16 protein-coding genes are annotated in these 18,848 nt (G+C 70.4%); 7 read left to right on the forward strand and 9 right to left on the reverse strand.

Annotated features, from left to right (window positions below; translation table 11 throughout):
• The first annotated feature begins 75 nt into the window (after positions 1-75).
• Together ACFYY8_RS22875 and pruA are read left to right on the forward strand one after the other, a co-directional pair.
• The gene (locus ACFYY8_RS22875) at positions 76-1,002 is read left to right on the forward strand and encodes a proline dehydrogenase family protein (protein WP_390043967.1); all 927 of its coding nucleotides are present in this window, start codon (positions 76-78) and stop codon (positions 1,000-1,002) included.
• On the forward strand, positions 1,002-2,627 hold the full coding sequence (pruA, locus tag ACFYY8_RS22880) for an L-glutamate gamma-semialdehyde dehydrogenase (RefSeq protein WP_390043969.1): 1,626 nt from the start codon (positions 1,002-1,004) through the stop codon (positions 2,625-2,627). The genes ACFYY8_RS22875 and pruA overlap by 1 nt, the downstream gene beginning before the upstream one ends.
• 87 nt (positions 2,628-2,714) lie before the next feature.
• Here the strand turns inward: pruA and ACFYY8_RS22885 are convergent, their stop codons facing one another.
• A complete protein-coding gene (locus tag ACFYY8_RS22885; RefSeq protein WP_390043971.1) occupies positions 2,715-4,103 on the reverse strand; it encodes an MFS transporter in 1,389 nt (462 codons plus the stop codon).
• A 96-nt stretch (positions 4,104-4,199) separates the two neighbouring features.
• Complete coding sequence (locus tag ACFYY8_RS22890) at positions 4,200-4,841, reverse strand: TetR/AcrR family transcriptional regulator (RefSeq protein ID WP_390043974.1); 642 nt, start codon at positions 4,839-4,841, stop codon at positions 4,200-4,202.
• A 51-nt stretch (positions 4,842-4,892) separates the two neighbouring features.
• On the opposite strand from ACFYY8_RS22890, the gene ACFYY8_RS22895 reads away from it, so the two are divergent.
• The gene (locus tag ACFYY8_RS22895; RefSeq protein ID WP_390043977.1) at positions 4,893-6,197 is read left to right on the forward strand and encodes a M14 family zinc carboxypeptidase; all 1,305 of its coding nucleotides are present in this window, start codon (positions 4,893-4,895) and stop codon (positions 6,195-6,197) included.
• 65 nt (positions 6,198-6,262) lie between these two features.
• Here the strand turns inward: ACFYY8_RS22895 and ACFYY8_RS22900 are convergent, their stop codons facing one another.
• From ACFYY8_RS22900 to ACFYY8_RS22910, 3 genes are all read right to left on the reverse strand, one after another.
• Positions 6,263-7,312, reverse strand: coding sequence for a hypothetical protein (locus ACFYY8_RS22900; RefSeq protein WP_390043979.1), 1,050 nt, complete (start codon positions 7,310-7,312; stop codon positions 6,263-6,265).
• A gap of 178 nt (positions 7,313-7,490) precedes the next feature.
• Positions 7,491-7,754, reverse strand: a complete 264-nt coding sequence (locus ACFYY8_RS22905; protein WP_390043981.1) for a hypothetical protein — start codon at positions 7,752-7,754, stop codon at positions 7,491-7,493.
• 30 nt (positions 7,755-7,784) lie between these two features.
• Positions 7,785-8,561 carry a L,D-transpeptidase gene (locus tag ACFYY8_RS22910; RefSeq protein ID WP_390043983.1) on the reverse strand — a complete coding sequence of 259 codons (777 nt, stop codon included), beginning with the start codon at positions 8,559-8,561 and terminating at the stop codon, positions 7,785-7,787.
• A gap of 90 nt (positions 8,562-8,651) precedes the next feature.
• Here ACFYY8_RS22910 and ACFYY8_RS22915 point away from each other — a divergent pair, with 90 nt between their 5' ends.
• Entirely contained in the window at positions 8,652-9,338 is a 687-nt protein-coding gene (locus tag ACFYY8_RS22915) for a response regulator transcription factor (RefSeq protein ID WP_390043985.1), read from the forward strand.
• Positions 9,335-11,152, forward strand: coding sequence for a sensor histidine kinase (locus ACFYY8_RS22920; protein ID WP_390043987.1), 1,818 nt, complete (start codon positions 9,335-9,337; stop codon positions 11,150-11,152). Before ACFYY8_RS22915 ends, ACFYY8_RS22920 begins: the two co-directional genes overlap by 4 nt.
• Here the strand turns inward: ACFYY8_RS22920 and ACFYY8_RS22925 are convergent.
• From ACFYY8_RS22925 to ACFYY8_RS22940, 4 genes are read right to left on the reverse strand one after another with little or no spacing between them, the layout of a single operon-like run.
• A complete protein-coding gene (locus ACFYY8_RS22925; protein ID WP_390043989.1) occupies positions 11,149-11,916 on the reverse strand; it encodes an SDR family NAD(P)-dependent oxidoreductase in 768 nt (255 codons plus the stop codon). The genes ACFYY8_RS22920 and ACFYY8_RS22925 overlap by 4 nt on opposite strands.
• Positions 11,913-12,740 (reverse strand): aldose 1-epimerase, encoded by an 828-nt coding sequence (locus ACFYY8_RS22930; protein WP_390043991.1) that lies wholly within the window; start codon positions 12,738-12,740, stop codon positions 11,913-11,915. Before ACFYY8_RS22930 ends, ACFYY8_RS22925 begins: the two co-directional genes overlap by 4 nt.
• Positions 12,737-14,557 carry an ABC transporter permease subunit gene (locus tag ACFYY8_RS22935; RefSeq protein WP_390043992.1) on the reverse strand — a complete coding sequence of 607 codons (1,821 nt, stop codon included), beginning with the start codon at positions 14,555-14,557 and terminating at the stop codon, positions 12,737-12,739. The genes ACFYY8_RS22930 and ACFYY8_RS22935 overlap by 4 nt, the downstream gene beginning before the upstream one ends.
• 15 nt (positions 14,558-14,572) lie before the next feature.
• Positions 14,573-15,967, reverse strand: a complete 1,395-nt coding sequence (locus ACFYY8_RS22940; RefSeq protein ID WP_390043993.1) for an extracellular solute-binding protein — start codon at positions 15,965-15,967, stop codon at positions 14,573-14,575.
• A gap of 275 nt (positions 15,968-16,242) precedes the next feature.
• On the opposite strand from ACFYY8_RS22940, the gene ACFYY8_RS22945 reads away from it, so the two are divergent.
• Both ACFYY8_RS22945 and ACFYY8_RS22950 read left to right on the forward strand, forming a co-directional pair.
• On the forward strand, positions 16,243-17,403 hold the full coding sequence (locus ACFYY8_RS22945) for an ROK family protein (protein ID WP_390043994.1): 1,161 nt from the start codon (positions 16,243-16,245) through the stop codon (positions 17,401-17,403).
• Between the two features lie 156 nt (positions 17,404-17,559).
• Positions 17,560-18,786, forward strand: coding sequence for an ROK family protein (locus ACFYY8_RS22950; RefSeq protein WP_390043996.1), 1,227 nt, complete (start codon positions 17,560-17,562; stop codon positions 18,784-18,786).
• Positions 18,787-18,848: the final 62 nt, after the last annotated feature.

Genomic DNA, 18,848 nt, shown 5'->3' on the forward strand with positions numbered 1-18,848 from the left:
CTGTATGAAATACGATCACACCGGTCGTGGCAGATGCACATGGGGTTGACGAAACATCCGTTTTAGTCTAGAAGCATGCTCGGTTCCCTTCTTCTCGCCGGGTCGCGGATGCCGCTGGTACGGCGCGCGGTCTCCGGCGTTCCGCTGACACGCAAGGTCGTCGACCGCTTCGTGGCGGGTGAGGACGTCCAGCAGGCCGTCAAGGCCATCCGGCGGCTGACCGACGCCGATCTCGCCGTCACCATCGACCATCTGGGCGAGGAGACCCGGGACGCCGACGCCGCGGCCGCGACCGCCGGCGCCTATGTCGTGCTGCTCGACGCGCTGCGTGAACTCGGCCTCGGCTCCCGCGCCGAGGTCTCCGTGAAACTCTCCGCCGTCGGCCAGGCACTCGGCGCCGACGGCGACAAGATCGCCCTGGAGAACGCCCGCCGCATCTGTGAGGCCGCGGCGGGCGTGGGGTCGAACGTGACCTTCGACATGGAGGACCACACCACGGTCGACTCCACCCTCTCCATCCTGCGGGCGGTACGCGGGGACTTCCCGTCCACGGGGGTCGCCCTGCAGGCCTACCTGTTCCGCACCGAGGACGACTGCCGCGACCTGTCCCACGAGGGGTCGCGGGTCCGCCTGGTCAAGGGCGCCTACGCCGAACCCGCTTCGGTGGCCCACCAGGACAAGGGCGAGGTCGACAAGGCCTACGTCCGCTGTCTTCGGATCCTGATGGCCGGGCAGGGATACCCCATGGTGGCCACGCACGACGACCGGCTGATCTCGATCACCGAGACGCTCGCCGACCGCTTCGGCCGCTCACGGGGCGGCTACGAGTACCAGATGCTCTACGGCATCCGCACCGACAAGCAGCAGGCCCTGGCCGGCGCCGGTCACACCATGCGCGTCTACGTTCCCTACGGCGACGACTGGTACGGCTACTTCATGCGCCGCCTCGCCGAACGCCCGGCCAACATCGCCTTCTTTCTTCGCGCCCTTGGAGGCAAGTGATGGATGCCATCTCCAACGTCCCGGCACCGGTCAACGAGCCCGTCCTGGGCTACGCCCCGGGAAGCCCAGAACGCTCCGCACTGGAGAACCGCCTCAAGGAGCTGACCGGGGCCCAGCTCGACCTGACCATGACGATCGGCGGCGAGCAGCGGATGGGCGGTGGCGCCCTCCTCGACGTGGTCCAGCCGCACAACCACGCCTCGGTGCTCGGCCGTACGGCTGAGGCGACCGCCGGCGACGTGCGGGCCGCGATCGACGCCGCGCTGGCCGCCGCGCCCGCCTGGCGGGCCCTGTCGTTCGACGAGCGGGCCGCGATCTTCCTCAAGGCGGCCGACCTGCTGGCCGGGCCGTACCGCAAGACGCTCAACGGCGCCACGATCCTCGGCCAGTCGAAGTCGGTCCAGCAGGCCGAGATCGACTCGGCGTGCGAGCTGATCGACTTCCTGCGCTTCAACGTGGCCTACGCGCGTCAGCTCTACAGCGACCAGCCCGCCTCCTCGCCCGGGGTGTGGAACCGGATGGAGTACCGCCCGCTTGAGGGCTTCGTCCTGGCCGTCACGCCGTTCAACTTCACCGCCATCGCCGGGAACCTGCCGACGTCGGCCGCCCTGATGGGCAACGTCGTCGTCTGGAAGCCCTCCCCCACCCAGCAGTTCGCCGCGCACTTCACCATGCGCCTGCTCGAGGAGGCGGGCCTGCCGCCCGGCGTCATCAACATGGTGACCGGCAACGGCTCCGCCGTCTCCGAGGTCGCGACCACCCACCCGCAGCTGGCGGGCATCCACTTCACCGGCTCGACCGCGACCTTCCAGCACCTGTGGGCGACGGTCGGCACCAACATCGCCTCCTACCGGTCCTACCCCCGGCTGGTCGGCGAGACCGGCGGCAAGGACTTCGTGCTCGCGCACCCCTCCGCCGACCCGGCGGTGCTGACCACCGCGCTGGTCAGGGGCGCCTTCGAGTATCAGGGGCAGAAGTGCTCGGCGGCCTCGCGCGCCTACGTCCCCCGGTCCGTCTGGGCGGCGATCCGTGACGACCTCGTCGGCAGGGCCGAGTCGCTGACCATCGGCGACGTGGCCGCCGACCTGTCCACCTTCATGGGCGCGGTCATCGACGAGCGGGCCTTCGCCAAGCACAAGGCCGCGATCGACCGGGCCCGCGAACTCGACTCGATCGAGGTGCTGACCGGCTCCTACGACGACTCGACCGGCTACTTCGTCAAGCCGACCGTCCTGGTCTCCGGCGACCCGACCGACGAGATCTTCGTCAAGGAGTACTTCGGGCCGATCCTCGGCGTGCACGTCTACGACGACGCCGACTTCGACACGGTCCTCGACCAGATGGAGAGCGTCTCGCCGTACGCGCTGACCGGCTCGGTCATCGCCCAGGACCGCTACGCGATCGCCTCGGCCTCCGAGCGCCTGCGCTTCGCGGCGGGCAACTTCTACGTCAACGACAAGCCGACCGGGGCGGTCGTCGGCCAGCAGCCCTTCGGCGGCGCCCGCGCCTCGGGCACCAACGACAAGGCCGGGTCGATCTTCAACCTGATCCGCTGGGTGAACGCCCGCACGATCAAGGAGACCTTCGTCCCCCCGACCGACCACCGTTACCCGCACCAGGGCTGACCTTTCACGCGAGACGGCGCCCGGGACTCACCCATCCGAGTCCCGGGCGCCGTCTTCGTAAGCCAGCGGACGGCCGTCGCGAGGCGCTCATCCCCGGGGGGCGGCGGCCTTCGCCGCCGGGCCCGGATCCGGACGGCCGTCCCGGGTGTGCCGCGCGGCGGCGGGGATCATCAGGGCCGCGCCGACGGCGAGCAGGCCGAGCAGCGCGGAGAGCAGATAGGTCTTGAGGAAGCCGCTCTCCGCGGGGACCCCCGCGACGGCGCCGGACGCCAGCACCATGCCGCCGAGCTGCGCCCCGAAGGTGCCGCCGACGCTCTTGGCGACGAAGACCACGCCGCTGACCCCGGCCGCCCGGTCGGCGGGCACGTCGGCGGCCACGACGTTGAGCGCGGAGGTGAGACCGATGGAGACGCCCAGTCCCACGACCGTCACCCCGGCCACGATCTGCCACGGGGAGGAGTGCCAGAAGGCGAGCATGGCGGTGCCCGCCGGGACGAGCCCGCTTCCGAGCACCAGCACGGCGCGCCGCCCGAGCACCCTGGTCATCGGCCCGACCAGCGGCGCGACCAGGGTGCCCGCGACGCCCAGCGGGAACATGTAGAGACCGATCCGCAGGGTGTCGGCGCCCAGGCCGTAGCCGGTCTCCACGGGCAGCGACAACATCATCGGCAGCGCGACCGCCAGCCCGAAGGAGGAGAAGCCGAACACGAACCCCATCGCGGTCACCCCGGCCGGGGAGCGTCCGGCCAGCAGCCTCAGATCCACGAGCGGGTCGCCGGAGCGGAGCTCGACGACCGCCCACAGACCCAGCGTCAGCACCGCGGCCGCGAGCAGGGCGATGGTGGCGGGGGCCGCCCAGCCCCAGCTCGCGGAGGTGGTGAGGCCCAGCATGAGGAGGGCGAGCCCGCCCCCGAGCAGCAACCCGCCGGCCCAGTCGACGCGCCCGGAGGTCGTGCGGGGCGTGGCGGGTACCGTGCGCCAGGCCCACAGCGCCGCCACCAGCGCACCGGCCAGGGTCAGCAGGAACAGCCACCGGTAGCCCAGCGCCGAGGTGAGCGGCCCGGCGAGGACGAGGCCGAGCGCGCTGGCCAGGGCCCCGACGCCGATGACCAGGCCGTTGCCGGTGGCGCCCTGCTCGGGTGCGAGGGTGTCGCGGAACAGGCCGACGGTCAGCGGCAGCACGCCGAGCCAGACGCCCTGCACCGCCTGGCCGAAGATCAGCACGAGCGCGTTGGGCGCCAGCGCGGAGACGAGGGCTCCGGCACTGGTGACCGCCATCAGGGTGAGCAGCAGGGCGCGCTTGTCGTAGGTGTCGGCCAGACGGCCGACGATCGGGGTGCTGATCGCCGAGCTGATCAGCCCGCCCGTGAAGATCCACGCGATCTCGGTGGGTGAGGCGGCCAGCTCCCGCTGGATGAGCGGGAGCGCCGGCGACAGCATCATCTCCAGCAACTGGAAGACGCCGATGAACAACACCGGCGCACCGATGATGCCAAAGCCGGATCGGGACATGGTCGTGCCTTTCGGGTGGGGGGTGGTGTACGGCCGCGCGTTCCCCGACCCGCGACCTGGCTAGGCGGGGCCGAGCACCTTCGGCGTGATCAGGGCGTGCGCGACGTCGACGAAGAACTCCTCGGAGCCTTCGTGGACACCGAGCACGACGCTCTGCCCGAGCCCGGACAGCAGGCCCTTGAGCGCACGGGCCAGGCGCACGGCCTGCTCTTCCGTGACAGGTGCCCCGTCGTGCTCGCGACCGGTGAACAGCGCGGCGAGGCCGACCTCGGTCGACCTGATCGAGGCGTTGAGTTTGCCCAGCAGTTCCGGGTCGTTGAGCACGAGGTCGAGCACGCGCGTCTCGAACAGCAGCCTTCCCACGGCGTCCGGATCGGCCGACATCCGCTGGAACCGGCGGGCGACCTCCGCAACGACCTCCTCCAGTGACAGCCCCGGGCCGCAGTCCTCGATCGGCCGCAGGTCGAGCGGGCCGGTGTAGTCCTCGACCATGGCGACCATCAGGTCGTTCTTGCCGCCGAACAGCGAGTAGACCGCCCCCGTCGTCAGGCCGGCCAGCTCGGCGATGTGCTCCAGCTTCGCCTGTGAGCCCTCCTTCCCGACGACCTCGCGCGCCGCGTCGATCAGCGCGCGCCTGTTGGCCGCCTTGCTCTCCGCCCTGGTCAGCCGCATGGCGTCGACCTCTCCTCGTCTGCTGTCCACCAAACAATAATCTGGTTTACTAGAATAATCCAGATTATCAGGAGGCCGAAGATGAACGTCGACCTGTACATGAGCCGGGTGCCCGACCACACCGCGTTCCCGACCGTGGACCAGATGCACGCCGAACTCGACGAACTCGCCGCCGCCCACCCCGACCTGGTACGGCTGCGCCGCATCGGCACCTCCCGCCTGGGCGAACCGCTGCGCGTGGCGACCGTCGGCTCCGGTCCCCGCGACGCCGTGATCATCGGCGGCCCCCACCCCAACGAGCCCATCGGCTCGCTCACCGTCAGCAACCTGCTGCGCCAGCTCGTCGAGGACGCCTCACTGCGTGAGGGCCTCGGCTACCGCTGGCACCTCATCCCGTGCGTCGATCCCGACGGGGCCCGGCTCAACGAGGGCTGGTACGCACGGCCGAGCGACCGCCGCGCCTACGCCGAGCACTTCTACCGTCCCGCCGAGGCCGACCAGGTCGAGTGGACCTTCCCGCTGACCGGCGAGGACTACTTCTTCGACCGCACGCTGCCCGAGACCGAGGCGCTGATGCGGCTGATGGACGAGGTCAGGCCCACCTTCGTCTACTCCCTGCACAACGGTGAGCTCCAGGGCGCTTTCTACTACCTCAGCAAGGACGACCCCGCGCTCGCCGCCCGCCTGACCGCCATCGCGACCGCCCAGGGCCTGCCCCTGCACATGGGGCCGCCCGAGGTGCCGAGCGCCGTCCCGATCGGCCCCGCCGCCTACCGGACCCCCAGAGGCGCCGAGCTGGGGCCGGTCTACGGCATCGGCGGCGGAAGCGTCGACTACGCCGAACGCTTCGGCGCCCTGCACCTGGTGACCGAACTGCCCTACTGGGCCGACCCCCGCGTCGCCGACGAGACCCCGACCGGCCAGAGGTACGGCGAGACGATCCAGGCCGGTCTCACCGCGCAGCGCGCCCTGATCACCGAGCTGGCGCGGTCCATGTCGGCGGTCAGGGCGGACCTGACGGTGCCCTCGCCGTTCCGCCGCGCCCTGCAGGACTTCCTCGACACCTACGACGACTTCCTCGCCGAGTGGGACTCCTTCCCCGGCGCGGACCGGCCCGCCACGGTGGCCGAGGCGGTCGGCAACCGGCAGATCGCGCACAGCATGCGGCTGAGGTACGGCGGAACGTTCCTGCGCCTGCTGAACGCCGAGATCGCCGCGGGAAACGTGACCCCTGCCATCCGGGCCGAGCACGCCCGCGTGAAGGCGCTCTTCGACGCCTGGTTCACCGAGGCCGAAGCCGACGCGACGGCCACCCCGATCCCGATCCGCGCGCTGGTCGCCGTACAGCTCGGGGCGGCCCTGCTCGCGGCGGAGTCGGCGAGGTGATCGGCGGCCCGGAGGCTCCTCCGGGCCGCCCGGACCCCGGCCCGTCGGCCGAGGAGGTGAAGGACTCAGCGGCGGTAGGTCCAGACCAGACCGTCGCGGCCGGAAGGTGCCGCGCCGACCGCCCAGACGGAACCGCCGCTCTCCAGCTGGAGCGCGAGGTCGCGGACGGACGCCTTCCGGTTCGGCGGCGCCGGGAAGACCCCCGGCTCGACGCCGTCGACGCCGATGTGCAGGAACGCGCTGCCTCCGCCCTTGGCGTCGTAGACGACCCAGGCCCCGCCTCTGCCGTCGGGCTCCGCCTGGGCGCGCGGCTGGACACCCGGTTCGCCACGAACCTCGAAGTTCCAGCTGCCCGGATAGCCGGACAGCAGCAGGGTCTCACCGCAGAACCTCGCGCCGCCGCACGGCCAGGCGGCCCAGCCGACGGCCATCACCCGGCCGGTCTCGCCGTCCATCGCGACATCCGTCAGCTCCGAGATCTGGCCCGGGTGCGCGGACGGGAGCGCCGGAAGCCCGACCGCGCGCCAGGCCTTACCGGTCCAGTGGGCCAGAGCCGCCGTGCCCCGCGCCGAGCCCGCCGCCCACGCGCCGTCGAGTCCCTTGACCACGATCGGCGTGGGGACCTTACGCCACACCGACCCGGTCAGGCGCCGCAGTGTGGACCGCGCCTTCCACCCGGCGGCGCCGGCCCGCGGGAACGCGTTGGCGTTCTCGACGACCCACAGGTTCTCACCGATGGAGTACGCCTGGTCCACCCGGCCGTGGCTCCATGGCCTGACCTGCCAGCGCCTGCCGTCCCACCGGGCGTATCGCGACGCGCCGAACGCCCAGACCCTGGTGTCGGACGCCGACGTCAGCCGCTTCACCCGGAAGCCCGGCCCGGTGACACGTTTGAAGGCGGACCGGCCGCCCTTCAGCAGGAGCGGCTCGGAGTTCCTCGTCCCGGCGACCCAGACCGCCCCGCCCGGCGTCACCGTCACCGCGTCGTAGGAGGCGCGGCGGTCGTTGTGGACGACACTCCACTGTCCGGCCGGCGCCGCGGCGTGGGCGGCGGCCGGCTCTGCGGCGACGAAGAGGGCGACGACTGCAGCGGTGCCGCGAAACAACAATCCCATAAGGGTGAGACGCGCCTTCGAGGAGAAAAGTTGCATGCCGACGGGGCGCGGGCCGAACGGCGAAGGCCCGCGCCGGGCCTGCCGGGGAGGGCCACGGCGGCGACGCGGGGCAGCGGCGAGACCCGCGGACGCCGGGGCGCGGCGCCGCGGACCCGGTGGCCGCGGCGCCGCGCTTCGATCAGCCGGTGTAGGACGGCCTGACGACGACGGGCTCCTTCGGACCGGCCTTCCTGGCCGTGGGCCGTTCGTCGGCGGGCGCCGGGGCGGGCGTGGGCTGGTCCTCTGCCGGTGCCGGGGCGGACGTGGGCCGCTCCTTGGCCGGTGCCGGGGCGGACGTGACGGACGGCTTCTGATCGGCCGCGGCCGCGCCCGCGAGGCCCCCGAGACCCGCGGTCAGGGCCAGCACCGCGCCGATGCCGACGAGCGTGGCTTTGATCTTCATAGGTTTCCCCTGTTCATTTCGAGTCGGGCCTCAGCCCCTTACGACGACCGGAGTACCGATCGCCAGGTTCTTCGCCATCCAGGTGATGTCGGCGTTGCCGACCCGGACGCAGCCGTGGCTGGCCCGTGTACCGATGGCGGAAGGCTTGTTCGTCCCGTGGATCGCCAGCTGGCCCGGGCCGCCCGCGAAGCTCCTCAGCACCGGTGAGAAACCGCTCAGCCCGAAGGCGTAGGCGCCGTAGGCCCCGTCCTGGTCGACGGGCTTCACCAGCTCGGTGAAGAAGTACCGGCCCGGAGGCGTCGGTGTGCCCGCTTCGCCCGTCGCGACCCTGCCCGTCCTGACGACCCTGTCCCCGTCGTAGACCGTGAACCTGAACGCCCCGCGATCGATCTCCACCCGGTGGGCGGTCTCCGCGAGCGTCACGTCGGCGGCCTTGATCCAGCCCTTGCTGCCGTTCGGCCGGATCGGCAGCAGTACCTGGAGCCACTCGCCCTCGTCACGTTCCACCAGGAAGACACGCGTCGCGCCGTAGTCGTTGGGGCTCGTGATCGTCCTCTTCCGCGCCCCCTCCTTGGCTCCGTAGACCGTGATCCGGGATCCTTTGACGCTCGCGATCTTCGAACCGACGCCGCCCGCCGGTCCGGGCCGTGTGGCACGGCTCACGTCGCCCATCGGCTCGGACCGTGTGGCACGGTTCACGCCGCCCACCGTTTCCGGCCGTACGGCGCTGCTCGTGTCGCCCGCGCAGCCGGTCAGCAGGAAGGCGAGCGCCGCCGCGGCGGCCGTACGAAGCAGGTTGGTTCTCACCTGCCGCAGCTTGGCGACAGAATGTGTGAAACCTGTTTGGTTGTCATGCGAATCCCATATGCACCCCCGACAGGGACATAACCTCAGCCCATGTGCGCGTACGTGCTGGTCGCCGAGGATGACCCCAAGCAGGCCGAACTGCTCAGCCGGTATCTGGAGCAGGAGGGCCACGAGGTCCTCGTCGTGCACGACGGGCGTTCCGCGATCGACGAGGCACGCCGGACGGATCCCGGCCTCGTGGTGCTCGACGTGATGATGCCGAAGGTCGACGGGCTGGACGTCTGCCGGGTGCTGCGTGCCGAGTCCGACCTGCCGATCCTGATGCTGACCGCCAGGTCGACCGAGGACGACCTGCTGCTGGGGCTCGACCTCGGCGCCGACGACTACGTCGCCAAGCCGTACAGCCCGCGTGAGCTGATGGCCCGCGTGCGGACCCTGCTGCGCCGTACCGGGAGGTCCCACGGCGCCGATCGGCCGGTGTTCCAGGCTGGTGACCTCCTCGTGGACCCGGTCAGGCACGTCGTCACCTCGGCGGACACGCCGGTGGACTGCACACCCGTCGAGTTCCGGATCATCGAGACGCTGGCCGCCGAGCCGGAGCGGGTGTTCACCAGGAAGCAGCTGCTGGAGCGCATCCACGGCTTCGACAGGTTCATCACCGAACGCACGGTCGACGTGCACGTGATGAACCTGCGCAAGAAGATCGAGCCTGACCCGCGCCGCCCGGTCCGGCTGCTGACCGTGTACGGAGTCGGCTACAAACTGACCCGCGCATGAGGTCGTTGTTCGCCAGGTTGCTCACGAGTTCGGCCGTCGTCGCGGTCTGCTCGATCACGGCGACCGCGTGGCTGGCCGCCAACAGCACCTCAGGCGCCATCCGGCAGGAGCAGGGCCAGACGCTGGCCAGCGACGCCCGGATCAACAACAGCCTGCTCGGTTACGCCTCCCGTCATTCGGACTGGTCGGGCGTCGCCACCACCTTGCGCGATCTCGCCGCCCAGAACAACCGCCGTATCGCGCTGGTCACCGAGAACGGCGCCCTCATCGCGGACTCGGCGGCCGCCGGGACCCCGCTGCCCGCCAGGGTCTCGGCCGTCGTCGACCCGCTGGCCGTGGACGTGACCCTGGTACCGGAGGCGGCCAAGGACCGTATCGATCCACGCGCGGTGGGGCCCTTCCTGCTGTCGGCCCGTGATCGCGCCCGGCTGAGGAAGACCGCCGACGCCTACGCCGTCTGTGCGGGCCGTACCGGGCAGGCCGTACGGGTGGACGTCTCGAACTCCGGCAGGCCCGTCGTCACCACGCTCGACCAGGGGGGCGGTCAGGAGCCGACCCCGGCACCGAGGCCCGCGCCGACCGAGGCCCCGACCGTGATGGTTCCCTGCGACGCCACCGCCCTCAGCACGCCGACGCGCGGCGAGAAGGCCGCGCTGAAACAGCTCAACCTCCTGGTCGGCAGGTGTCTCAAGGGCAAGACCAAGGAGAGGGGCTCGGTCGGCCTTGACCTCACCTGGGTCTCCCAGGAGAGACAGCCGGCGCGGTCCGCCGCCAAACCCGATCAGACGATCTCCTCCTGCATCGTCAGCGCCCGCAGGGAACAGCTCGATCCCTACGTCGCCCCCGCGGCGTACCTGTACATCGGCTCCCCCGCCGAGGGCGCCGGCCAGCGCATCCCGCTGCCCTCGATCGCCGGCGCCGCCCTCCTCGTGCTCGTGCTGACCGTGGGCGTGAGCGTCATGGCGGCCAGACGCCTGGTCAGGCCGGTCAACGCGCTCACCCACGCCGCGCAGCGGATGCGCGACGGGGACAGCTCCGCACGCGTCACGGTCAGGACCACCGGCGAGATCAGCGAGCTCGCCACGGCGTTCAACGAGATGTCGGAACACCTCCAGCGCATGGAGGAGCAGCGCAAGGCCATGGTCAGCGACGTCTCCCACGAGCTGCGCACACCGCTGAGCAACCTCAGAGGCTGGCTGGAGGCCGCCCAGGACGGCGTCGCCGAACTGGACCCCGCGCTGATCGCCTCGCTGGTCGAGGAGACCCTGCTGTTGCAGCACATCGTCGACGACCTCCAGGAACTCGCCCTCGCCGACGCGGGCAAGCTCCGTCTGCACGTCGAACCCGTCCACCTCGGCGACCTTCTCGACCAGGTGGCCACCGCTCACCGTGGCCGGGCCGAGGCCGCGGGGCTCACCCTGACCACGACCGTCACCGGCGACCCCCCGCTGACCGCCGATCCGGTACGGCTCCGCCAGGCCGTCGGCAACCTGGTGACCAACTCCCTGCGTTACACACCACCTGGCGGGCGCGTCACGCTGGGCGCCCGCCAGGACGGCGACCAGGTCGTCGTCGAGGTGACCGACACGGGGATCGGGATCAGCGCCGAGCACCTCCCCCATGTCTTCGACCGGTTCTGGCGGGCGGAGAAGTCCCGTAACCGCCAGACCGGCGGCAGCGGGCTCGGACTCGCCATCGTGCGCAACCTGGCCGAGGCGCACGGTGGCACGGCCACGGTCGCCAGCGTGCCGGGCGTCCGCACGACGTTCGCGCTGCGTCTCCCTCACGGTGGGGTCTGTGAGGGCCCGGCCTAGAAGAGGGTGAATCCGCCGTCCATCACCATCACCGAGCCCGTCATGAAGCTGGACGCCTGGCCGGCCAGGAAGACCACCGCCGGGCCGAGTTCCTCGGGCAGGCCGTACCGCTTCATCGCGGCGGGCTCGACGCACCATTCGCGGTACTCCGGCTGGTCCACGGGGGACGCCTCGGTGAGGATGTAACCGGGGGCGAGCGCGTTGACCCGTATCCCGTACGGTGCCCACTCGGCGGCCAGGGCCTTGGTCAGCTGGTGCACCGCCGCCTTGGAGGCCAGGTACGCGGGCTGCCACCGGGGCCGGTTGACGATCATGGCCGACATGGAGCCGATGTTGACGATGCTCCCGCCGCCCCGTTCGGCCATCCGCGCGCCGACCGCCTTGCTGCAGTACCAGACCCCGTCCAGGTTGGTGGCCAGCACCTCGCGCCAGAGCTCGTCGGGGGTGTCCAGCGCGGGGCGGCCGATGCTGATCCCGGCGTTGTTGACCAGTACGTCGATCGGACCGAGCCGGTCACCGACCAGCTCGACCATCTGATCGACCTGAGCCGGGTCGGTCACCTCAAGGCCGACGGGCAACGCGGTGATCCCGGACGCCTGAAGCTCGTCGGCCGCTCGCTCGGCCGCCTCGACGGTGCGGGCGGTCACCGCGACCGCCGCCCCCGCCTCGCCCAGCGCCTGGGCCAGGGCCCGGCCGATGCCGCGGCTGGCTCCGGTGACCACGGCCACCTTGCCCTGCAACGAGAACTTGTCCAATACGGTCATGTCGTCTTCCTGTCGGTTGGCTGTCGTGCGGTCCAGCGCAGCGTCATCGAGAATCGCAACGGTGCTCCGGGTTCGACGATCCGGTAGTGGTCGGTGTTCAGGCCGTTGACCGGTCCGGACAGTGGTTCGACGCAGACGGCGTCGGCTTTCGTCTCACAGACGATCCAGTGGCCGGCCGCGCTGTCGACGGTCAGGTCAAGGGTCGGCCAGCGAAGGACCGGGGGGCTCGCGACGGCGGTGAAGGAGTCGTCCCATGGCCGTGGCCCGGTGGAGGCGGACAGATACCGCGGGATGCCGTCCTCGTCACAGACGTAGCGCAGGCCGGGTTCGAAGTCATAGGTGAGCTCGGGCCCGCCGGCGACCCTGCGGGCGAACCACGGGTGGAATCCGACGATCGCCGGCATGGCGCGGCGTTCGTTGGTCACCGTGGCGCGTACCGTCAGCGCGTCCGGTGTCAGCTCGAACTCCTGCCGTACGGCGCCGCCGAACGGCCATCGCCCGTCCAGCTCGATGTCGATGGCCGCGCCGACGGTCGTGGAGCCGTCCACGGTCCAGGGGCGGTCGAAGACGAGGCCGTGCAGGGCGTGCGGGGCCAGATTCGCCGGTACCGTCCACTCCCGCCCGGCGAACGTGAACCGGGCCCCTTCCAACCGGCCGACGAACGGCGCCATCAGGAAGCTGCCGTGCATGATCTGGTCCAGGCCGGACGGGCCGGCGCCACCGGCGCCCAACAGTTCCGCGTCGCCGACGCGCAGGGACGTCAGGCGGCCTCCGTCGGCGGGGTCGACCCGGACGGCGGCGTTCCCGGCGGTCAACTCGATCATTTGACGCTCCCCGCGGTCAGTCCTCCCACCAGGTGCCGTTCGACGGTGATGAACAGCACGACGACGGGCACCGTCGCGATCAGTGAGGCGACGAAGAGGTACTGGTAGTTGGTCTGGTTGAGGCCGACCAGCTGCTGGATGCCGACCGGCAGGGTGACCCGGCCGTGGGTCGGATCGTTGAAGACGGTCAGCGAGATGACGAACTCGTTCCACACCTGGATGAAGGTGAAGACCAGCGCGGTCACCAGTCCGGGGCGCACCACCGGCAGCATGATGCGCAGCATCCGGCGCATCGGCCCGAGCCCCTCCATCATGGCCGCCTCCTCGATCGCGATGTCGACGCCGGCGAACTGGCCGTTCATGATCCAGGTGACGAAGGCGAGGTTGAACGCCGCGTTGACCACGACGATCGCCCAGTACTGGTTGACCCCGTCGACGTAGACGACCTCCTGGTAGATGCCGACGACCAGGGCGACCGGGGCGAGGACCTGCGTGATCAGTACGAGGTTCAGGAAGCCCGTCCGGCCGGTGAACCGGTTACGAGCGGTGTAGTACGCGGCCGGCACCGCGATCACCATGACCAGCGCGGTCGAGGCGGCCGCGATGATCAGGCTGTTGCGCAGCAACATGGTGAGGGGCAGCACGTCCCACACGTTCGCCCAGTTGCTCCACTCCCAGTGCTGGGGCAGGTAGGTGGCGGGCACCGCGTAGAGTTCGGCGCCGTCCTTGAACGAGGCCAGGAACATCACCGCGTACGGGGCCAGGAAGAACGCCGCGACGGCCAGTCCCACCAGCGGCAGCGCCACCGGACGCACCCGAGGCCACACCCTCCGGCGCGCCCGGCCGGACACCACGACCGGAGCGGGAACCGCCGGACGCCGCCCGCCCCACCGCTCGCCCAGCCGGTCGGCCAGCGCCGCCCAGGCGCGGCCCAGCCATGTCCGCCGTTCCCGGTCGCCGTTGACCGCGCGCAGGTACAGCAGCACCACGACGATGAGGATGAGGACGTTGAACACCGACAGCGCGGCTCCCTCACCGGTGTTCAGCTGCTGCCGGAAGGCGATCTTGTACGCCCAGGTGAGGGTGATGTCCGAGAAGTTCCCCGGGTTGCTTCCGGTGATGACCCAGATCACCGGGAACGAGTTGAACACGTAGATGGTGACCAGGATCGTGGCGATCACCAGGGCCGGGCGAAGCAGGGGCAGGGTGATGTACCGGTAGGTCTTCCAAGGCCCGGCGCCGTCCAGCTTTCCGGCCTCGTACACCTGCGGATCGATCGCCTGCAGCCCGGCCAGCAGTACATAGGTGGTGAACGGGATGGTCACCACGATGCCCACCGCGACCACCGACCAGAAGGCGTACCGGGGGTCCTGGTACCAGCCGATCGGCGCGCTGATCACACCGAGGTCCATCAGGAACCGGTTGACGATCCCGTTGCCGCCTTCGAGCATGTACCGCCACACGGTCGAGGTCATCACCAGCGAGGTCGCCCACGGCACGATCAGCGCCCAGCGCACCAGGCGCCGCCCGAAGAAGCGCTTGTTCAGCAGCTGTGCCAGGCCGAGCGCGACAACGATGGACACACCGACCACGAGCAGCACCCAGACCACCGTGTTGCTCAGAACGTTGACCAGCGCCGGTTCGGCGAGCAGACGGCTGTAGTTGGCCAGCCCGGCGAACCCGTGACTCACCCCGGTCTCATCGGTGAGCTGCAGAGACGTCCACACCATGCGCAGCGCGGGCAGCGTGATCACCGCGATGATGAGCAGGACGCTCGGCGAGATCCAGGTCAGCGACCGCCATGTGCGGTGACGCATCCTCGGTGCCACCGCTCAGCCGCCGTTGCCCTGCGTCGCCGCGGTCTGGACCTGGTCCAGGACTGCCTTGGTGTCCGCGCCCGGCGTCAGCGCGGTACCGAGCTGCGCCTCAAGGGTGCCCTGCGCCTTCGGGAAGCCGGGGTCGGTCGACGGGTAGAACTTCGCGATCGGCAGCAGGTCCAGATACGGTGCGAAATCGGGCTCGCTCTTCAGGGCGGCGGACGCCGTCTGCGTGGTCGGCAGGAACCCCTGGCTTGTCAGGAAGCGCACGTAGTTGTCGGTCTGGTAGAAGAAGTTCAGGAACTTCGACACGGCCTCGGTGTTGCCCGGGTTCTTGAACGACACCAGGTAGTCCTGCACTCCCAGGGTGAACGGCTTGGTGCCGTGGTTCACCGGGATGGGGGCGATGCCGTAGTTGACGGTGGAGTTCCACTGCTTGAACAGGCTGGGAGCGAAGCTGGCGCCCATGATCATGCCTGTCTGGCCGTTGGCGAACGGCCGGAAGACACCGTCGGTCCGGTTCGTCTGACCCGGGTTGGGCTGCGTCACCTGGTAGACGTTGGCGAGACAGCTGAGGAAGTTCAGGCTCTCGACGTTCCGCTCGCTGCTGACGCTCCACTGGTCGTTCGACTTCCAGTCGCCGCCGTTGGACCACATCCACAGGGACCACTCGCCCTGGTTCTCCTCGCCGCCCAGAGGCAGGCCGTACCCGGTGTACCCGGCCGCCTTGATCTTCTGGGCGTCGGCCACCAGCTCGGCCCAGGTGGCCGGGGGCTTGTCGATTCCCGCCTTGGCGAAGATGTCCTTGTTGTAGAACAGCGCGCGGGTGCTGGCGATCAGGGGCAGGCCGTACTGGCTGCCCTGGTAGTAGCTGTTCTCCTTGAACGACGGGATGAAGTCCTTCCCGATCTCCGGGGAGACCAGGGAATCGATCGGCTGGAGCAGTCCGTTCGCGGCCCATCCGGAGAACTTGTTCTGGTTGAGGACGTCCGGGTACTGCTTGGTCTGGATCATCGTGCTGACCTGCTGGTCGATGTTGTTCCAGTCGATGATCCGGACGTTGACCTTGTATCCCGGGTTGGCCGCCTCGAACTTGCCCGCGAGATCCTTCCAGTACGCCTCGGTGGTCCCGGTGTAGGCTCCGCCGACGAAACTGATGGTCTTGGTGCTCGTCGCGGCCGTGGGCGGCCGGGTTTCGAGCGCCGCCGACCGGACGTGGAGTCCCTGGCCGCCCCCGCTCGGCTGCCTCAGCGACGCGCCGGCTGCGGCCCCATTCGTGATCTTGTCGCAGCCCGCCTGGTCAAGGGTGGTCCCCGAGGCGGAGGGACCACCCGCCGCGCAGCTCGTGGCCGTCAGCACCGTGCAGACGCTCATCAGCGAGAACAGCTGAGCCCTACGCCTTACTTTCATGTCACACCGTTTCCTGCTTGAAGCTCTACCTCGCCAGGGGTGGGTCGGAGTCGCGAGGTTAGTTAAGGTTAACTACATACCTTCCCCTGTCAATAGGTTTCGGTCCGTAGTATCGGCTGACCCATATATCAACACACAGGCAGATCGTTTGAGTTACGGCCACTTGTCGCCCACACTCCAATCGGTATGTCAGAATCCCGTACATACCTAGTGAGGGCGGTAGTGCGGTGTGGCCACCTAGCGAGACACCCAGGCGCGGGCAGCCGACCGTCCTGATGACCGCGGTCAAGGCCGGACGGGTCAATCAGGGCCGGGTACTGCAGGCGCTTCACGACCTGGGGCCGCTGTCCCGGGCCGACCTGGCCCGGCTGACGGGGGTCAGCCGGGCCACCATCGGATCGATCGTGCAGCCCCTCCTTGAGGGAGGGCTGCTCGTGGAGGGCGACCCGCAACGGGGCACCACCCCCGGCGGCAAACCGGCCCGTCCGCTGTGGTTCGCTCCGGACAGCCCGCCCCTGGCCGCGGTGCATCTGGTACCCGGCTGGGTCGAGGCCGCGCTGGTGAGGGCGGACGGCAGAATCCTGGCCGTCGCCGGCGAGCGCTTCCGGGCCACCGCCCCCGCCGCCACGGTGGTCGACTGCGTGGTCGACCAGCTCAACACGGTCCTGGCGGGCAGTACGGCCCGGCCTCTCGGCGTGGGCATCGCGGTCGGCGGCATCGTCGAGTCGACCAGCGGAACCGTCGTCGCCTGCAACCTGATGCCGGAGCTCTCCGGCCTTCCGCTCGGGCCTCTGGTCTCCGAGCGTGTCGGCCTTCCGGTCCACCTCGATCTGCACCCCCGGGCCCAGGCCATAGGCGACCGCTGGTCCGGCCCCGGCCGGGGCGAACAGTCCTTCGCGTCCATCTACATCGGCGAGGCGATCGGCGCGGGCCTGTTCCTCAACGGCGCCATCCACTGCGGACCGGCCGGGGCCGGCGGCGAGATCGGGCACACCGTCGTCGACGTCCGGGGACGAACCTGCCGATGCGGCCAGCGCGGCTGCTGGGAGACCATCGCCACGCACGACTGGCTGCGCGAGGAGGCCGCCCGGCTCCGCCTACCGGCCGCGCGGGCGATGACCACGGCGCTGCTCGCCGACCTGTCGGCCGCGGGCAACGCCGACGCCACGAGACTGTTCGAGCGGTACGCCCACAACCTCGCCCTCGGTGTGGTGAACCTGCAGCAGATCCTCGCCCCGGGCCTGTTCATCCTGCACGGCGACGTGACCGCCGGTGGTGAGGCGCTGCGCGGCCACGTCGAACGGCAGGCTCGCAGCTACCTTCCGGCGCGGTCGACGGCGGTGCCGCAGATCACCTTCGGCCCCGCTCACGACCGCACCACCCTGCTCGGCGCGGCCGGTCTGGTGCTGTCCCAGTCCTTCCCGCTCGTCGGGTGAACCGGCATCCGGAGGAGGACGGCATGGCAGCGATCACGTGTCACAACGATCACCGGCACGACCCGTATATTGGGCCGGGGGAAAGATCACGTACGACCACGCCCTCTTTGGGCGCGCCGCATCGGGTGTTCCGTCTAGATCGAGAGGGACTGTAGCGTGCAATCGGAGTGGACGCGCCCGGAGGCACCGGCTCCGCTGCCCCGGCCTTACTCACCGCTGATCTCCCCGAACACGGTCAGCCAGGTGAACCGCGCCCGGGTGCTGCAGGCGCTCTACGACGTCGGCCCGCTGTCCCGGGCCGACCTGGCCCGGCTCACCGAGGTCAGCCGGGCGACGATCGGCTCCATCGTGCAGCCGATGATCGACAGCGAGATGCTGGCGGAGGGCGATCCCCAGCCCAGCAGCGCTGCCGGCGGCAAACCGTCACGCCCGCTGTGGTTCTCCCCCAACAGCCCGCCCATCGCCGCCGTCCACCTGCTGCCCGGACATGTCGAGACCGCGCTCGTCAGCGCGGGCGGCACGATCCTGACCACGGCGAGACGCGAGTATCCCGCCGACACCCACGACGCCGACCTGGTCGTCGACGCGGTCTCCGACGCCCTGGACGAGCTGTTCACCCCGAACCGGCCGGCCGCCCTCGGCGTGGGCATCGCGGTCGGCGGCATGGTCAACACCGACAGCGGCACCATCGTGCAGGTCAACCTGGCTCCCGGCCTGGCGGGCCTGCCGCTCGGCCCGCTCATCGCCGACCGCACCGGCCTGCCCGTCTACGTCGACCTGCACCCGCGCGTCCAGGCTCTGGGTGACCGCTGGTTCGGGCAGGGACGCGGGCTGTCCACCTTCGCCTCGCTCTACGCCGGGGAGGCGCTCGGCGTGGGGCTGGTGCTGAACGGTTCGGTGCACCGTGGGCCGGGCGGCGCGGGCGGCGAGATCGGGCACAGCATCGTGCAGGTCGACGGTCTCCCCTGCCACTGCGGACAGCGCGGCTGCTGGGAGACCATCGCCACCCACCGCTGGTTACGCGAGGAGGCGGCCCGGCTCAACCTGCCCTCGGCGTCCACGTTGACGGTCGGGCCGCTGACCCGTCTCGCCGCCAAGGGCCATCCCGGAGCGGCCCAGCTGTTCGACCGGTACGTCGACAATCTCGCCGTCGGCATCACGAACATCCAGCAGATCCTCGCCCCCGGACTGTTCATCCTGCACGGCGACGTGGTCACGGGTGGTGAGGCGCTGCGCGGCAAGATCGAGGGACGCGTACGGCAGCGCACCGCCGCCCATCCGGGCAGTCAGCCGCAGATCGCGTTCTCCGCGCTGCACGACGACTCCACCCTCCTCGGCGCCGCCGGACTCGTGCTCTCCCACTTCCTCCAGCTCACCCCCTGACACGGCCGCCCGAGTAAGGGCCGTGGCGCCGCTTGGCGCGTTCACCGTCCACGAGCACGAAT

Origin of the sequence: Streptosporangium sp. NPDC001559 (genome assembly GCF_042893955.1) — a bacterium.
Lineage (GTDB): Bacteria > Actinomycetota > Actinomycetes > Streptosporangiales > Streptosporangiaceae > Streptosporangium.

What these genes read in the sequence shown, in the direction of transcription:
- ACFYY8_RS22875 (WP_390043967.1), top strand. Translation starts at nt 76, where the DNA reads ATGCTCGGTTCCCTTCTTCTCGCCGGGTCGCGGATGCCGCTGGTACGG.
- pruA (WP_390043969.1), top strand. Translation starts at nt 1,002, where the DNA reads ATGGATGCCATCTCCAACGTCCCGGCACCGGTCAACGAGCCCGTCCTG.
- ACFYY8_RS22895 (WP_390043977.1), top strand. Translation starts at nt 4,893, where the DNA reads ATGAACGTCGACCTGTACATGAGCCGGGTGCCCGACCACACCGCGTTC.
- ACFYY8_RS22900 (WP_390043979.1), bottom strand. Translation starts at nt 7,312, where the DNA reads ATGGGATTGTTGTTTCGCGGCACCGCTGCAGTCGTCGCCCTCTTCGTC.
- ACFYY8_RS22905 (WP_390043981.1), bottom strand. Translation starts at nt 7,754, where the DNA reads ATGAAGATCAAAGCCACGCTCGTCGGCATCGGCGCGGTGCTGGCCCTG.
- ACFYY8_RS22915 (WP_390043985.1), top strand. Translation starts at nt 8,652, where the DNA reads ATGTGCGCGTACGTGCTGGTCGCCGAGGATGACCCCAAGCAGGCCGAA.
- ACFYY8_RS22920 (WP_390043987.1), top strand. Translation starts at nt 9,335, where the DNA reads ATGAGGTCGTTGTTCGCCAGGTTGCTCACGAGTTCGGCCGTCGTCGCG.
- ACFYY8_RS22925 (WP_390043989.1), bottom strand. Translation starts at nt 11,916, where the DNA reads ATGACCGTATTGGACAAGTTCTCGTTGCAGGGCAAGGTGGCCGTGGTC.
- ACFYY8_RS22930 (WP_390043991.1), bottom strand. Translation starts at nt 12,740, where the DNA reads ATGATCGAGTTGACCGCCGGGAACGCCGCCGTCCGGGTCGACCCCGCC.
- ACFYY8_RS22935 (WP_390043992.1), bottom strand. Translation starts at nt 14,557, where the DNA reads ATGCGTCACCGCACATGGCGGTCGCTGACCTGGATCTCGCCGAGCGTC.
- ACFYY8_RS22940 (WP_390043993.1), bottom strand. Translation starts at nt 15,967, where the DNA reads ATGAAAGTAAGGCGTAGGGCTCAGCTGTTCTCGCTGATGAGCGTCTGC.
- ACFYY8_RS22945 (WP_390043994.1), top strand. Translation starts at nt 16,243, where the DNA reads ATGACCGCGGTCAAGGCCGGACGGGTCAATCAGGGCCGGGTACTGCAG.